This is a genomic window from Corallococcus sp. BB11-1, assembly GCF_026626625.1.
GTDB classification, from domain to species: Bacteria; Myxococcota; Myxococcia; order Myxococcales; family Myxococcaceae; genus Corallococcus; species Corallococcus soli.
The window spans coordinates 595,810-610,295 of the sequence record NZ_JAPNJY010000028.1 but is presented as its reverse complement, the minus strand read 5'-3'; the positions used below and the strand labels follow the sequence as shown (position 1 = coordinate 610,295).

At 72.2% G+C, this 14,486-nt stretch carries 12 protein-coding genes; 4 read left to right on the top strand and 8 right to left on the bottom strand.

Going from position 1 to position 14,486, the window contains the following annotated elements; genetic code table 11:
• Positions 1–9: 9 nt before the first annotated feature.
• From eutB to OV207_RS23895, 6 genes are all read right to left on the bottom strand, one after another.
• Entirely contained in the window at positions 10–2,313 is a 2,304-nt protein-coding gene (eutB, locus tag OV207_RS23920; protein WP_267557493.1) for an ethanolamine ammonia-lyase subunit EutB, read from the bottom strand.
• A 133-nt stretch (positions 2,314–2,446) separates the two neighbouring features.
• The gene (locus tag OV207_RS23915; RefSeq protein ID WP_267557492.1) at positions 2,447–3,601 is read right to left on the bottom strand and encodes a hypothetical protein; all 1,155 of its coding nucleotides are present in this window, start codon (positions 3,599–3,601) and stop codon (positions 2,447–2,449) included.
• Entirely contained in the window at positions 3,598–5,481 is a 1,884-nt protein-coding gene (locus OV207_RS23910; protein WP_193429915.1) for an ATP-binding protein, read from the bottom strand. Before OV207_RS23910 ends, OV207_RS23915 begins: the two co-directional genes overlap by 4 nt.
• Positions 5,482–5,619: 138 nt before the next feature.
• On the bottom strand, positions 5,620–6,549 hold the full coding sequence (locus tag OV207_RS23905) for a TIGR02757 family protein (protein WP_267557491.1): 930 nt from the start codon (positions 6,547–6,549) through the stop codon (positions 5,620–5,622).
• A 60-nt stretch (positions 6,550–6,609) separates the two neighbouring features.
• Positions 6,610–7,077 carry a MogA/MoaB family molybdenum cofactor biosynthesis protein gene (locus OV207_RS23900; RefSeq protein ID WP_193429914.1) on the bottom strand — a complete coding sequence of 156 codons (468 nt, stop codon included), beginning with the start codon at positions 7,075–7,077 and terminating at the stop codon, positions 6,610–6,612.
• 308 nt (positions 7,078–7,385) lie between these two features.
• Positions 7,386–7,700 carry a Rieske (2Fe-2S) protein gene (locus OV207_RS23895; RefSeq protein ID WP_267557490.1) on the bottom strand — a complete coding sequence of 105 codons (315 nt, stop codon included), beginning with the start codon at positions 7,698–7,700 and terminating at the stop codon, positions 7,386–7,388.
• 80 nt (positions 7,701–7,780) lie between these two features.
• Here OV207_RS23895 and polX point away from each other — a divergent pair, with 80 nt between their 5' ends.
• Genes polX through mrtX form a run of 3 tightly spaced genes read left to right on the top strand, consistent with a single transcriptional unit; the run spans position 7,781 to position 10,900 of the window.
• Entirely contained in the window at positions 7,781–9,541 is a 1,761-nt protein-coding gene (gene polX, locus OV207_RS23890) for a DNA polymerase/3'-5' exonuclease PolX (protein WP_267557489.1), read from the top strand.
• A 19-nt stretch (positions 9,542–9,560) separates the two neighbouring features.
• Positions 9,561–10,178, top strand: coding sequence for a serine protease (locus OV207_RS23885; protein ID WP_267557487.1), 618 nt, complete (start codon positions 9,561–9,563; stop codon positions 10,176–10,178).
• Positions 10,175–10,900: a myxosortase MrtX gene (gene mrtX, locus OV207_RS23880; RefSeq protein ID WP_193429852.1), complete on the top strand. Its 726-nt coding sequence runs from the start codon at positions 10,175–10,177 to the stop codon at positions 10,898–10,900. The genes OV207_RS23885 and mrtX overlap by 4 nt, the downstream gene beginning before the upstream one ends.
• Before the next feature lie 22 nt (positions 10,901–10,922).
• Here mrtX and OV207_RS23875 read toward each other — a convergent pair whose 3' ends face one another.
• Complete coding sequence (locus OV207_RS23875) at positions 10,923–11,756, bottom strand: class II glutamine amidotransferase (protein ID WP_193429851.1); 834 nt, start codon at positions 11,754–11,756, stop codon at positions 10,923–10,925.
• Between the two features lie 214 nt (positions 11,757–11,970).
• Between OV207_RS23875 and dnaK the strand changes: the two genes are divergently transcribed.
• Positions 11,971–13,578 (top strand): molecular chaperone DnaK, encoded by a 1,608-nt coding sequence (gene dnaK, locus OV207_RS23870; RefSeq protein ID WP_193429850.1) that lies wholly within the window; start codon positions 11,971–11,973, stop codon positions 13,576–13,578.
• Here dnaK and OV207_RS23865 read toward each other — a convergent pair.
• On the bottom strand, positions 13,575–14,483 hold the full coding sequence (locus OV207_RS23865) for a hypothetical protein (RefSeq protein ID WP_267557483.1): 909 nt from the start codon (positions 14,481–14,483) through the stop codon (positions 13,575–13,577). The genes dnaK and OV207_RS23865 overlap by 4 nt on opposite strands.
• Between the last annotated feature and the right edge of the window lie 3 nt (positions 14,484–14,486).

Here is a 14,486-nt window from a genome sequence, read left to right as displayed (position 1 = left end):
GCGCGCGCCCTACCCCATCGCCGCCGAATTTCCTGCGCTCGGAGCCACCGTGCCCGCGCTCGTCATCGCCGCCAAATCTCCGGCGCTCGGCGCCACCGTGCCCGCGCTCGTCGCCAGCTCCGCGAGGATGCGCACGGCCTCCCTGGCCGCATCCTCGGGCCGCACGCTCGTATCGGAGATGCCGGCGATGAGCCGCGTGCGGTCGTGGTCCACCGCGCCCGGCTGTGCCCAGGTGCTCGCGGCGGGCGCCGTGAGGTACGCGGAATAGGCGTGATGGCCGGAGCCGGGGCGCTCGCCAATCACGTGCACCAGGGCGCGGGGCCTTGCGTCGCCCTCGTCACCGAACAGCAGGCGACCCACCTGATAGCCCGCGCGCACCCGACCGTGCTTCACCACCAGCACTTCGGGCGCCACGCTCCAGCCCTGCGCGCCCAGTTCCGCCCGCAGCGTGTCCAGAAAGGGCGCCAGGTGGCCCGCGTCCATCAGCGACCGGGGGTCCAAGCCGTCCGACACGACGAGCTGCGCGTCCCACCGCCCTGCGTGCCGCTCGCGCAAGGCGCGCACCACGGTTTGCGAAGCATCGTCCAGGGATTCACCCGACGGGGGATGCAGGATGTAGTCGCGCCGGTCCTCGGAGCACGTCCGCAACCGCACCGCCCCGGACAGGGACTCCACCGTCGCGTCGGACAGCTCCGACCACAGCCCCACCTTGGCGTCCTCGTACAGCCGGCGCAGGTCCTCTTCCAGCGCGGGCTCCAGCGTCCACGGCGTCTCGCCGTGTCCCACCGCCAGAGGCACGCCCCGGGCGCGCACCCTCGCCATCTGCGCTTCCGCCTCCGCCCGGAGCTCCTCCTCCGTCCGCGTGTCCCCCCGCCGCCGGCGGTAGTGCGCGTAGACGTGGCGCGGGTCCCCGAAGTGCTCCGTGGGCCGGCCGTCCGCGTCGATGACGCCCAGCTCCTGGAAGAAGGCCCACATCCGATCATCCACCTTCAGGCCATACCGCTCGCGCAGCCGCACGTGGTCCTGGAAGGACGTGGTGAGGTAGCTGAGCATCGGATCATTCCGCGTGGGCAGCGCCATCAGGTATGCGGGCCCCGCTTCAGCGAGCTGCTCCTGGCACCACCCCAGGTCATCCAGCGTGACATCCATGTGCAGCGTGGAGCACACGTCCAGGCCCAGCGTCAGGCCGTGCAGCTTGCCCATCACGATGTCTTCCAGGCAGCAGCGCACCAGCTGTTCGCGCGTGCGGAACACCTCCGGCCCGATGAAGCCCGCCACGTCGTTGACGTGCACCCACGGCGCCGCGTCACGCCCGGCGCTGGCCTGCGCCACCGCGACCCGGCGCTTGAGGGCGCGCGCGAAGCCGTACTTGCGCGACTCGTGGATGAGCATGTCCGTGCCGTGGTGGTGCCCGTTCGTCGCGTCCGCGCCCTGCCCCGTCTCGAAGTACAGCCCCCACTTCCCGGTGCGGGCCGCCGCGTGCGCCACCATCTTCTCCAGCGTCACGTCGAAGGTGCGGTTGGCCGCTTCGTTCCCACCAAGGCTCTGGAACCAGATGCCCGTGGTGCCCGGCCGCAGCGCCTCCACCTGCGCCTGCACGTCGATGTGGGACAGCACGCAGTGGGGCATCACGTCCGTGAGCCCGAACGTCACCAGCACGTCGTGCAGCGCCGCCTCCACCGCCGCCACCGACGCCGGCTCCGACGACACCGGGTTGGTCCCCAGCACCACGTCCCCCACCGCGAAGGCCCACCCGTTGAAGACCTGCCACTGGATGTCCTCCGGGTGATCCGTGGGCGAGTTGGGCTGCAACCGCGCGCCCAGGTAGCCCCGCGCGCCCACGCGGCTCCCCGGCAGCGGGTGGAACACGCGCCCGCCCACCGCCTTCAGCTCCGCGTCGCTCATGAGCTTCACCACACACGCGATGACGTCGCTGGGGAGCCCGTCGAGCACGTCGTGCACGGACGCCTCGTCCGCGGTGAGCAGGAAGGCCTTGAGCTGCCCCAGCGTCCAGTCCGCCACGCGCCGCCAGCGCGCCGCGTCCCACGCCTCCAGGCTGAACACGTGCAGCCGGTCCTCGAAGGGCGGATGCGCGTGCACGTCGCCCAGCCGCGTGCGCGACAGCAGGACCCGCGCCCGCTGCCGCGAGTCCTCGTCCGCCGCCGCGACCCCGATGGCCGCGTCGCCTTCCTTGAGCGCGTTCGCCGCGCCCAGCACCTGCTGATACAGGCGCGCATCGAAGGCGCCGTGTTGCCGTTGCACGAAGTCCAGCACGTCTTCGTCGGGGAGCACGTCGGGGATGCGGACGCTCATGGGGCCGCAAGCTTTAACCGGCGTCCCCGCCTCGCCACCATCCCCCCAGGGCCTTGTCGCCTGGACGACGCCCGGATGCCTGCTGTCGCGAAAGCTTGCTGCTCCCACGTTCTGCCGCCGCGCGCGGGCCGCGCTACTCGCCCAGCAGTCCGGACCAGAAGCGCACCAGCCGCAGCGCCTCCAGCGCGTCGACGTCCCGGTCCATCTCCGCGTGGGTGATGAGCGGCGTGGAGCGCAGGTGGACCTGCGTGAAGGGCTCCAGCGCGCGCGCCAGCAGCGTGGATTCGATGGCGGGGATGACCGAGTCGTCCATCCCGTGCAGCAGGTACACCGGCGCACGCGGAGGGGGAGAACGCTCCGGCGACAGCGACGGGTCTCCCGCGAAGTCCTTCACGAGGGGCAGCAGCCGGGCGCCCAGCGCGGGCACGTCGCGCGTGTTCACCAGGTGCAGCAGCGTGGCGGCGGGCTCGGGGAGGTCCGCCTCCTTCCCGCGAGCCTCCGCGAAGCGGGCCTCGGCCTGCTTCCCGTCCACCAGCGTCAGGTGTGACGCGTGCAGGAAGGTGCGGACGCCCTCGCGCAGCGGCTCCACCTGTTCGGGGGGCACCAGCCGGTCCGCGGCGCTGAGCAGGATGACCACCACGCCGTAGTCGTGGGGCCTGCGGCGCACCCCGTCCGCCTGGACGCCCGTGCACAGGAAGGACAGCACGCGCGACAGCTCGCCATGGCCGCCGAAGGACAGCACCGCCGCCACGTGGTCGCGCAGGGCCGGGCGCCCCGCGGCGACGACGGACAGGCCCCCGGAGAAGCTGATGCCGAACAGGTCCAGCTTCCCGTCGGGCGTCAGCGCGGGCTGCCCCACGGCCCAGAGGGCCACGTCCTCGATGACGTCCGGCAGGCGCGGGGTGATTTCATAGCGCAGCAGGTCCGGCGGCTCCGGCGTGAGCACCGGCTGTCCCCCGGTGGCCAGGTCGCCCGCGAGCTTCACCAGGCGCGGCTCGTCGATGCCCGCCGCGTGCACGCCCGACGTGAGCACGATGAGGCGGCCCTTGCGCTCCGCCGGCTGGTAGAGCCGCGCTCGCACCGGCCCGTGGCGCGTGGGCACCTGGAGCTGCGACACCGTGAAGGGCACCGTGTCCAGGCGGGCCAGCGACTCGGCCGTGGCGCCGCGAAGGCCCGCCGCGCGCAACATGAAGGACAGCCCCCGCAGCTCCGGGGGCAGCAGGAAGACGAGCGCGAGCAGCAGGACCGCGAGCGCGGCCGCGAACGTCCAGCGGGCGCGGCGCTTCATTGCATCAGCGTTTCGACGAAGGTGCAGAGCTGGTCGCGCTCGAAGGGCTTCTCCAACAGCTCCTTCGCGCGGCGGCCCACGAACTCACGGGCCTGGGGATTCACCCCCCCCGTCATCAACCCGGTGCGCGGCGCCAGCTCCGGCGCCAGCCGCTCCAGCTCCACCAGGAAGTCCATGCCGCTCATGCCCGGCATCATCAGGTCGCAGAGGATGGCGTCGAACCGCTCCCCGTGGGACAGCCGCTTCAGCGCTTCGCGCGCGTCCTGGATGACGTGCACGTCGTACAGGTTGCGCAGCAGCCGGCTCACCGCGCTGCCCACCGCCGGCTCGTCGTCGATGAGCAGCAGGCGCCGCAGGTTCCTCGTCGCCCGCGCCGCCTGCGCGGACCCTTCCGCGGGGACCGCGAGCACCACCGGCTTCGACGCCTCCGCCTGCGCGTTGAGCGCGGGCAGCTCCACGCGGAAGAGGCTGCCCTGGCCCTGCTCGCTGGCGACCTCGATGTGGCCGCCCATCGCGTGCACCAGCGTGAGGCAGATGGACAGGCCCAGGCCCGTGCCGCCCCTGGGGGAGCGCGTGGTGAAGAAGGGGTCGAAGATGCGCTGGCGCACCTCGCCGGGCATCCCCTGGCCGTTGTCCTCCACTTCAATCAACACGTGCCCTTCGCGGCCCGGGCGCACGCGCAGCCGCAGCAGGTTCTCCTCCGCCGGCCGCTCTCCGAAGGCCTGGAGTGCGTTGAGCAGCAGGTGCATGACGACCTGCCCCAGCCGGCCCTCGTTGCCGAGCACCGCGGCCACCGGCTCCACTTCACACGTCAGGCGGGAGCGGTGCAGCAGCTCGTCGCGCATCAGCTTGAGCGCGCCATCCACCGCCCGCTGGACGTCCACCGGGCCGTGGCTCTCCTCCTCCGCCCGGGAGAACGTCCGCAGGTCGCGCACGATGGAGCGCACGCGCCCCGCGCCCTCCAGCGCTTCGGCCACCACCTGCCGCAGCTCGTCCAGTTGCTCCACTGGCACCACCGGCTGCGCCACGCGCTCCCAGAGGTACGCCAGGTTGGACGTGACGTAGGAGAGCGGGTTGTTGATTTCATGCGCGACGCCCGCCGCCAGCATGCCCACGGACGTCATCCGCTCCGCCAGCCGCCGCTGCGTCTCCAGGCGGGTGCGCTCGGTGACGTCGCGCACGAGCCCCACGAGGAAGCGCTCTCCGGTGGGCAGGGTGTACGCGGCCCGCTGCGTGAGCACCTCGCGGGAGTGGCCCTTCACGTCGGTGAGGCCGCCCTCGTCCTCCACCGTCTGGCCGGTGGTGAAGGCGCGCTCGTCCTGGCGCCAGGACAGCTCCGCTTCGTGCGCGGGGATGCACGCGATGGACACGTTGCCGCGCAGCGTGTCCACGGACTGTCCCATCAAACGGCAGAAGGCGCTGTTCACCGCCACGTAGCGGTGCTCACGGTCCTTGATGAACAGCGGCTCCGGCACCGCGTCCAGCGCGCCCTGGAAGATGTCGCGCGTGCGCCGCAGCGCCAGCGCGTCCCCATCCGCCGAGCGCCGCCGCAGCGCCACGAGCCTCGCGCCCCACAGCGTGCCGGGCGGCGCGACACACTCGTCCGCGCCCGCCTCGTTCAGCGCCTCCGCCTCCGCGCCGTCGCGCGTCGTGAGCACCACCAGCCACGAGCGCGTGGGCAACCGCCGGGCGTGCACCCACTGACAGCGCGCCTTCACCGCCTCCAGGGGACCTCCGTGGTCCCACAGCACGAGCAGCCCCTCGGGCAGCGGCTCCGGTGCGGATTCGACGCGGAGCACGCGACATGCGCGTCCCTCGGCCGTGGCGCAGAGGTCGCGCTCCACGTCCTGGGCCACCGGGGCTGGGACCGCCACCAGCATTGCCTGCACCGCGTTGCTCCTTGCGCCCCGCGGTGCGTGACACCCGCGCCGCCAACCCGCATTGCAGCCCTCCGGGGCCAACCCGTCAACGAGGGGCCATGGTGACCGCTTGCAAACATTTTCAGGGTCTGGTGGGACTCAGACTTGCAGGGAAATGCGCGCGACGAGGCGGGGACCCACCTTGCACGACGACAGCAGGGAGCACCGGACACAGTGCTCGGGCAGCGTCTTCGCGGGGCAGGCCCCGCTCATCCCGTAGTGGCACAAAGCAAAGTCGTACCGGACGGGGTCGTCCGGGTCGAGCGCGCGCAGGGACGCGGTGACCTCCTCGGCGGTGCGCCAGGTGAGGTCCGTGCGGCGGGTGAGTCCCAGGTGCAGCGCCATGCGGCCGATGTGGGTGTCCAGCGGGACGAGCAGCACCGACGGGGGCACCTGCCTCCAGATGCCGAAGTCCACCGCGTCCGGGCCCCGCACCATCCAGCGCAGGTAGAGGTTGAGGCGCTTGGCGGCGCCCGGCCCCAGCGGCGAGGGCAGCAGGTGGTGCAGGCCCCGCTCGGGGCCCATCGCCTCCCGGAGCGCGTCCATGGGCACGTCCCGGAGCGCGGCGGTGAAGGCCGCGAGCGCGCCGTGCAGCGTGCCGCTCGCCTTCCAGCCCCGGACGAAGAGCGCCTCCAGGCTGCCGTGTTCGCGCAGCGCCCGGCCCATGCCCAGCAGCAGCACGGCCAGGTCGGTGCCCACGTTGAAGCGGTACACGAAGCCCGTGAGCAGCGCCTTCGCCCCGGCGACGTCCAGCGTGCGCACGAAGGCCGCGGGGGATGTGCCCATGCGCTGGAGCAGCCCGTCCACCTTCGGGCGGAACAGGTCCGCGCGGCCGTACGCCAGCGCCGCCGCCAGCAGCGCGCTGACCTCCACGTCGCGCGGGTCCCGGTAGCGGTGGGGGAACTCCACCGGGTCGAAGCCGATGCGGGCCCGCGCGTCGATGGACGCCAGGAAGGCATCCAGGCGGGGGCGCAGCCGCTCGGCCGCCTGGAGGCTCAGTCCGGTGTGCGCGCCTCGGCGCTTCTTCATCTGCCGCGCTCCTGCGTCTCTTGAGGGGGCGCGGCGGGGGTGCCGCGCGCCCTTCCCTTCTTAACGGGTGAGCTCGCGCACCGCGTGGCCCAGTTCCGGGAGGATGAGGGCCTCCAGCGCCAGCCGCACCGCCTGCGGCGAGCCCGGCAGCGCGAAGAGGATCATCCCCTGGTACGTGCCCGCCGTGGCGCGCGACATCAGCGCGGGGCTGCCGATCTGCTGGTACGACAGCATCCGGAACAGCTCGCCGAAGCCGGGCAGCTCCTTCTCGAACAGCGCGCGCAGCGTCTCCACGGTGCAGTCGCGCCGGCCAATGCCCGTGCCGCCCGTGAAGAGCACCGCCCGGGCCCCCGACGCCTGCGCCTGCGCGAGCGCGCCCCGGATGGCCTCCGGATCATCCTTCACCACGGTGTGCCCGGCGATGGTGTGCCCCGCCGCGGACAGGCCCTCGCGCAGGTCCTTGCCGCTGCCGTCGTGCGCCGCGTCCCGGCTGTCCGAACACGTCACCACGAACGCGCTGACATGCACCGGCGCCCGCGACTTGTGCTCCGCCGCCACCGTAGAGCCCTCGTGCAAGTGCCCGTGGTCATGACCGTGGCCGTGGCCGTGGTCATGGCCGTGCTCGTGCGAGTGGCCGTGCTCGTGCGAGTGGCCGTGCTCATGTGAGTGGCTGTGCTCGTGCGAGTGGCTGTGGCCGTGGTCATGGCCGTGCTCGTGCGAGTGGCCGTGGCCATGCGGGTGGGAATGGCCATGACCGGAGTCATGGTCGTGATCGTGTCCGTCGTGTCCCATGGTGGACGCTCCTGGAGAAGGCGAGGGGGCGGTGCGGGAAGAGGTCAGGCGTCGGGCAGCTCGACGACGAGCGTGCCGTCCTCGACCGCGAGTCGCACCGTCGGCTGGTCGTCACACACCCCGGGAGAGGTGACGTTCTGGCCGGTGTCCATGTCGAAGCCGACCTCGTGGCAGGGGCACACGACGGTGTTGTCCTCGATGCGGCCTCCCGACAGCAGGCACCCGGCGTGGTTGCACCAGTCGTCGAGGCCCTTGTACCGACCGTGGATCTTCGCGATGCAGACGTTGCGCTTGCCGACCTCGTAGCCGCGCATCTCCCTCTCGGCGAAGTCCGCTGGCCCCAGCTTTATCTTCGTCATGGCGTTCCTTTTCCCGCGTTCCTTTTCCCACAACGCGTCCAGGCCTGCACCCACCTTCCCAAGGCATTAATTTCCCGGTCGTGACTTCCGACGTGACACCCTCCACCGCCGTGCTCACCGACAAGGCGACCGTCGCCCAGGTCCTCCGGGACATGTCCCTGCTGCTCCAGCTCCAGGGCGAAACCGGCTTCCGCGTCCGGGCCTACGACATCGCCGCGGACCGCATCGCGAACCTGCCGCAGGACCTGGGCGCCATCGTCACCGAGGGCCGCCTGCAGGACCTCCAGGGCATCGGGCCCGGGCTCGCCGAGAAGCTCTCCGAGCTGGTGAAGACCGGCCGCATGAGCGCCTTCGAGGAGCTGAAGGCCCGCTTCCCCGCCGGCCTCCTGGAGCTCATGAAGCTGCCGGACGTGGGCCCCAAGAAGGTCGCCGTCCTCTGGAAGGAGCTCCAGGTGGGCAGCGTGGAGGACCTGGAGCGCGCCTGCCAGGAAGGCCGCGTGCGCGAGCTCAAGGGCTTTGGCGCCAGGAGCGAGACGAAGCTCCTGGACGGCATCGCCGTGTACCGGCGCGCGAAGGGCGAGCGCAAGCTGCTGGGTGACGCGCTGCCCCTCGCGGAGCAGCTGCTGGAGCTCATCCGCGCGGCCCCGGGCGTGGTGCGCGCGAGCCTGGGTGGCAGCGTGCGCCGCCGCGCGGAGACGGTGTCCGACGTGGACATCATCGCCTCCGCGGAGGAGGCCGGGCCGGTGCTGGATACCCTCGCTCAGGCGCCGGGAGTCGCGACGGTGCTGGGCAAGGGCGACAGCAAGTGTTCGGTGCGGATGACGGCGGGCGACCTCCAGGTGGACCTGCGCGTGCTGCCGGACGAGGACTTCGCCACCGCGCTGCACCACTTCACCGGCTCCAAGGGCCACCACATCCGGCTGCGCAACCTGGGGCACGAGAAGGGCCTGAAAATCTCCGAGTGGGGCGTGCACCGCGAGGACGGCACCAAGGTCCCCGTCCCCGACGAGGCGACGCTGTACCGGCTGCTGGGCATGCAGGAAGTGCCTCCGGAATTGCGCGAGGACTCCGGCGAGGTGGAGGCGGCGCGGGCCGGGAAGCTGCCGGAGGACCTGGTGACGCTGGAGGACGTGCAGGGCGCGGTGCATGCGCACAGCACCTGGTCCGACGGGCGCAACTCGCTGGAGGAGATGGCCCGCGCGGCCCAGGCCCTGGGCCTCAAGTACCTCACCATCACCGAGCACAGCGAGGCGGCCATCCACGCGGGCGGCCTCAAGGTGGACGACCTCAAGCGGCAGTGGGAGGAGATCGACCGCGTGAACGCGGCGGTGCCCGGCGTGCGGCTGCTCAAGGGCATCGAGGTGGACATCCTGGAGACCGGCGCGCTGGACTATGCGGACAGCGTGCTGGAGCAGCTGGAGGTCGTCATCGCCTCCATCCACGTGCGCCACTCCATGGACGAGGACCAGATGACGCGCCGGGTGCTGGCCGCGCTGGACAACCCGCACATGCACATCCTGGGACACCCCACCGGGCGCCTCATCCAGAGCCGCGAGCCGTACCCCCTGCGCATGGAGGAGGTGCTGGAGCGCGCCGCCGAACGGGGCGTGGCGGTGGAGGTGAACGGCAAGCCGCAGCGGTTGGACCTGAAGGCGGAGTACGTGCGACAGGCCGTGTCACGCGGGGTGAAGCTGGTGGCCAGCTGCGACGCGCACCGTCAGGAGGACCTGCGCAACCTGTCCTACGCGGTGGCCACCGCGCGCCGGGGCTGGGCGCGGAGGAAGGACATCCTCAACACCCTGCCCGCGGCCAGCTTCCTCGCCGCCCTGCGAGAGCGCTGATAGGCTCGCGGGCGCGCTGATGTTCCGCCCGTCCGTCCTCGTCCTCGCCCTCCTCTTCCTCCTCGTCACGCCCACCCGGGCCGGCGCGGAGGCCCGTCCGTCGCGCGCGGACCTCCAGCGCGTGCTGGAGCTGCACGCCCGCTCCGTGGTGCGCGTGCGAGGCCCCCAGCACGCCGGCCCCGGCATCATCGTGGGCAGCGACGGGCAGGTCCTCACCGCCGCGGCGCACGTGGGCGCCCAGTCCGCCCAGGTGGAGCACGCGGGCAACGCGCTGACGGCGCGCGTGGTGCTCACCAGCGCGGTGCTCCAGGTCGCGGTGGTGGCGGGCCCCCAGGGCGCGTGGCCCGCGGCGCCGGTGCGGCTGGTGCCGGAGGGGCTCGCGGGCCGCTGGGTCGTGGGCGTGATGCCCGCGAGCACGGGCAAGGGCAGCGCCCGCCGGGACACGCCGCGCGCCGCGAAGGCCCGGGCCGCGCCCGCGCCCTTCTTCGACGTGCCCCTGACGCTGGCGCCGGGCAGCCCCCTGTACGACGCCGAGGGGCGGCTGGTGGCCGTCGTCGTCGAGCGCCGGGGCAAGGGCGTGCGCGCGCTGCCCCTGAGCGCGGTGAAGGCGGAGCTGGCGTCGGCGGACGCGCCGTGAGCCGCCCTCCGGGGCCACCCTTCCGCGTGAGCGCGGTGCAGGAGGCGGTGGGCCTGTGGGCCCTGGGCTTCCTGGGCATCGTGTTCGCGTTCCTCGTGGCCGGCGGCACCAGCGTGCCCAAGCTGGTGGCCACGGTGGGCTTCCTCTACCTGCCGCTCATCCCCATGCGCTGGCGCGACGAGGACTACCGCGACTACGGCCTGTCGCTGCATGCGTGGAAGCAGGACGTGCGCCTGTTCGTCGTCCTGTCGCTCATCGTGGGGCCGCTGTTCTTCGTGGGCTTCGCCGGCTTCGTGCAGGTGGTGCCGCACCTGCCGCCCGCGCTCGCGCAGCACCTGACGCCCGTCATCGGCGAAGGCCACTTCCAGCCGCGCCTGCCCCCGCGCTTCGGCGAGTGGGTCATCGACCAGCTCTTCGTGGTGGCCCTGCCGGAGGAGTTCTTCTACCGGGGCTACGTGCAGGCCCGCCTGCGCGACGCGTGGCCCCAGGGCCGCGTGGTGCTGGGCGGCCGGCTGGGGAAGGCCTTCTGGGTGACGGCGCTGCTCTTCGCGCTGGGCCACCTGGCCATCTTCCAGACGTGGCGGCTGGCGGTGTTCTTCCCCGCCCTGCTCTTCGGCTGGATGCGCGAGCGCACGGGCACCATCCTTGGCTGCGCCCTCTTCCACGCCGCGTGCAACCTCTACGTGCGCTTCCTGGAGGTGTCCTTCTTCGGCGGGCCCTGAGGCCCGCGCGGTCCTCCGGACTTCAGGAAGGCGGCAGGTGCTGGACCTGGAGGTCCGCCCCCACCGCGAGCGTCGTTCCCGGCGCCAGCTCCACCCAGCCCTGCGTGCGGGTGACGTGGGTGGCCACCACCACCGTCCGCCTCCGACGGTGCGCCCCCACCGCGGGCCGCGTCTCCGGCGTGGCGGCGTCCACGCCGCAGCGCTCGCACTCCGCGCTGCCCTCCAGCCGCGTGTAGTACAGCGGGGCCTCCCCGCAGCGGGTGGCCACGAGCACCGCGCCATTGGTGGCCACCAGGTTCAGCGGCGGCGTGCGCACCCGGCCTGCCCGCACGAGCGCGGCCTCCACCTCCCGCACCGTGTCGCGCAGCAGGCGGCCCGCGACGTCCGGCTCCAGGCGCGGATCATCCGTGCGGCCCAGGTCGCGCAGGCGCGTGAGGAACAGGGCGAAGAGCACCTCGCTGTCCGTGGCGCCCACCACCTGGCGCTGGAGGTGGTCCGGCACGCGCTCCAGGAGCGGGGCGCGCAGGGGCGCGAAGTCCGGCAGCGGGCCCTGGTGGGCGAACAGCCAGTGACGGGCACGGAAGGGCTGCGTGTTCTCCTCGGGCGACAGCCCGGGCGGCAGGCGGCCGGCGTGGAAGAGCACGGCCTCGGATTCGTGCGGAGGCCCCAGGTCGTCCAGGCGGACGTCCGTCCCCGGGGCCAGCCGGCGCAGCAGGACCTCCTCCTGGGCGTAGGAGCCCACGCCCAGGGCGTTGGCCTGGGCATCCGGGCGCAGGACGACCTGGGAGGTGAGGCGGTGCAGCTCGCACCGCAGGAGATTGGGATCCGACGACAACGCGGCGAGAATCGAGGACATGCGCTGTACCCCCCTTCCCTTCAAGGGATAAGGCCGCGGCGGGTGCGCTTCAGCGCTGCCCCCCTGCTCCCCTGCTCTGGCGCTAAGCCCTTGAAATGGCTGGCATTTGGTCTGCCAGTGAATTGACACGTCACACCGTGGGGCCTAACCTCTGACCGCTTCCCGGCAGTCCCCCCAGGGGGGAGCCGGGGTGCAGGTCTTTACCGGAGACGGAATGGCGGACGACATCGCAATCGGCATCGATCTGGGCACGTCGTATTCGTGCGTGTCCGTCGTCCACGAGGGCCAGCCCACGGTCATCCCCAACGAGTGGGGCGAGACGACGCATGCCTCGTGCGTGTCCTTCCTGGAGGAAGGGTCCGTGCTGGTGGGCAACGCGGCGAAGAAGAACATCATCACCAGCCCCGAGAACACGGTGTACTCGGCCAAGCGGCTCATCGGTCGCTACTACTTCTCCGACGAGGTGAAGAAGGCGCAGGCGGTGATGCCGTACCGCATCGTCGAGGGCGAGAACAACTCGGTGCGCATCGGCGTGCGCGAGCGCAACTACTCGCTGCCGGAGATCTCCGCGCTGGTGCTCAAGGAGATGAAGGCCGTCGCGGAGACGTACCTGGGCCGCGAGGTCACCAAGGCCGTCATCACGGTGCCGGCGTACTTCAACGACAACCAGCGCCAGGCGACGAAGGACGCGGGCCGCATCGCGGGGCTGGAGGTGCTGCGCATCCTCAACGAGCCCACCGCCGCGGCGCTCGCGTACGGGTTCGGCCGGGACGTCAACCAGCGCGTCGTCGTGTACGACCTGGGCGGCGGCACGTTCGACGTGTCCATCCTGGAGATCGGCAAGGACGTCTTTGAAGTGCTCGCCACGGCGGGCGACACGTACCTGGGCGGCGACGACTTCGACGACCGCATCATGACGTGGATGGCGGACGACTTCCTGGCCCGCACGCGGCTGGACCTGCGGCAGAACAAGTACTGCCTGCAGATGCTCAAGGACGCGGCGGAGAAGGCGAAGATCGACGTGGGCACGTACGGCACGGCGGAGCTGCTCTGCCAGGGCATCTGCCAGGACGCCAACGGCAACGTGATGGACCTGCGCAACACGCTCAACCAGGACCAGTTCAACCGGATGGTGATGGACCTGGTGCAGCGCACGTTCAAGGTCTGTGACGAAGCGCTGCAGAGCGCGCGGCTGACGGCGGCGGACATCGACGCGGTCATCCTGGTGGGCGGGCCCACGCGGCTGCCCATCATCCGCAACTCGGTGAAGCACTACTTCCAGAAGGAGCCGCTGGAGGGCATCAACCCGGATCAGGTCGTGGCCATGGGCGCCGCGCTCCAGTCGCACGCGCTCCTGGACAGCAAGACGGAGACGTTCCTGGTGGACGTCACGCCGCTGACGCTGCGCATCGGCACGGTGGGTGGGTACACCGAGAAGATCATCGACAAGAACACGCCGGTGCCCATCGACCGCTCGAAGACCTTCACCACCAGCCGCGACGGGCAGGAGAAGGTGAAGATCCGCGTGTACCAGGGCGAGTCCAACCGCGCCGAAGAGTGCGAGATGCTGGGCGAGTTCGAGTTCGCGGGCTTCCGCATCGGGTATCGCGGCGAGGTGAAGATCGAAGTGACGTTCGAGATCAACACGGACGGGCTGGTGAACGTGTCCGCGTGTGACGTGGAGACGGGCCAGAAGACGTCCACGTCGATCACGCTGTCCTCCGGCATGACGGAGGCGGACATCCAGCAGTCGATCCAGGCCAACCGCAACACGCGGCTCGCGGGCCACGACGGCAACGACCTGCCGGCCATGGCCAACTAGGCACCACCGATGTCCGAGCCTTCTGATCCGACGTCTGGCGCACCGCCGGGGCCCCCCGCGCCCGCGGTCCCCTCGCGTCCGGCGGCGCCCGCGCTGCCCCGTCTGACGGCGGCGGTTCCCCCGTCCGTCACGCCCCTGGCGCCCGCCGCGCCCCGGCCCCCGAGCGGCGCGGTGCCGTCGGTTCCGCCGCGCGCGGCCCCGCCGGGAGCCCGTGCCACGCCGCCGCCTGTCGCGCCCCCGGTGGCCCCAGCGGTGCCGAAGGCTCCGACGTCGGGCGCCATCCCGTCGGTGCCCCCGGCGAGCGCGGGAGCGCCGCCGCGTTCGACCCCCGCGGGCCTGCCGTCAATGGGCGCGGGTGGAGCACCACCGCGTTCGACGCCCGCGAGCCTGCCGTCGATGGGCGCGGGGGGAGCACCGCCGGGCATCACGCCGGTGGGCGAGGCAGGAGCACCGCCGCGTCCGACACCGCCGGGCATCGCGCCGGTGACATCACCTCCGCGCGCTGCGCCACCGGGGATTCCGCCCGTGGGGGCCCCGGCCGCGACGCGCCCCACCGCCGCTGGGATTCCCGCCATCGGCGCGGTGACGCCGCCCCAGGCTGGGACCGCGCCCGCACAGGCAAGGCCCACCATCAGCGTCCCTGCCGTCGGCGCGGTGATACCGCCCACCCAGGGCGCGACACCTCCAGCCGCTACACGGCCAACCATCAGCGCCCCTGCCGTCGGCGCGGTGACGCCGCCCCAGGGCGCATCGCCTCCAGCCACTGCACGGCCCACGGTCAGCGCCATCCCCGCCGTCGGCGCGGTGACGCCGCCCCAGGGCGCATCGCCTCCAGCCACTGCACGGCCCACGGTCAGCGCCATCCCCGCCGTCGGCGCGGTGACGCCGCCCCAGGGCGCGGCCATCCC

What these genes read in the sequence shown, in the direction of transcription:
- eutB (WP_267557493.1), bottom strand. Translation starts at nt 2,313, where the DNA reads ATGAGCGTCCGCATCCCCGACGTGCTCCCCGACGAAGACGTGCTGGAC.
- OV207_RS23915 (WP_267557492.1), bottom strand. Translation starts at nt 3,601, where the DNA reads ATGAAGCGCCGCGCCCGCTGGACGTTCGCGGCCGCGCTCGCGGTCCTG.
- OV207_RS23910 (WP_193429915.1), bottom strand. Translation starts at nt 5,481, where the DNA reads ATGCTGGTGGCGGTCCCAGCCCCGGTGGCCCAGGACGTGGAGCGCGAC.
- OV207_RS23905 (WP_267557491.1), bottom strand. Translation starts at nt 6,549, where the DNA reads ATGAAGAAGCGCCGAGGCGCGCACACCGGACTGAGCCTCCAGGCGGCC.
- OV207_RS23895 (WP_267557490.1), bottom strand. Translation starts at nt 7,700, where the DNA reads ATGACGAAGATAAAGCTGGGGCCAGCGGACTTCGCCGAGAGGGAGATG.
- OV207_RS23885 (WP_267557487.1), top strand. Translation starts at nt 9,561, where the DNA reads ATGTTCCGCCCGTCCGTCCTCGTCCTCGCCCTCCTCTTCCTCCTCGTC.
- OV207_RS23875 (WP_193429851.1), bottom strand. Translation starts at nt 11,756, where the DNA reads ATGTCCTCGATTCTCGCCGCGTTGTCGTCGGATCCCAATCTCCTGCGG.
- dnaK (WP_193429850.1), top strand. Translation starts at nt 11,971, where the DNA reads ATGGCGGACGACATCGCAATCGGCATCGATCTGGGCACGTCGTATTCG.
- OV207_RS23865 (WP_267557483.1), bottom strand. Translation starts at nt 14,483, where the DNA reads ATGGCCGCGCCCTGGGGCGGCGTCACCGCGCCGACGGCGGGGATGGCG.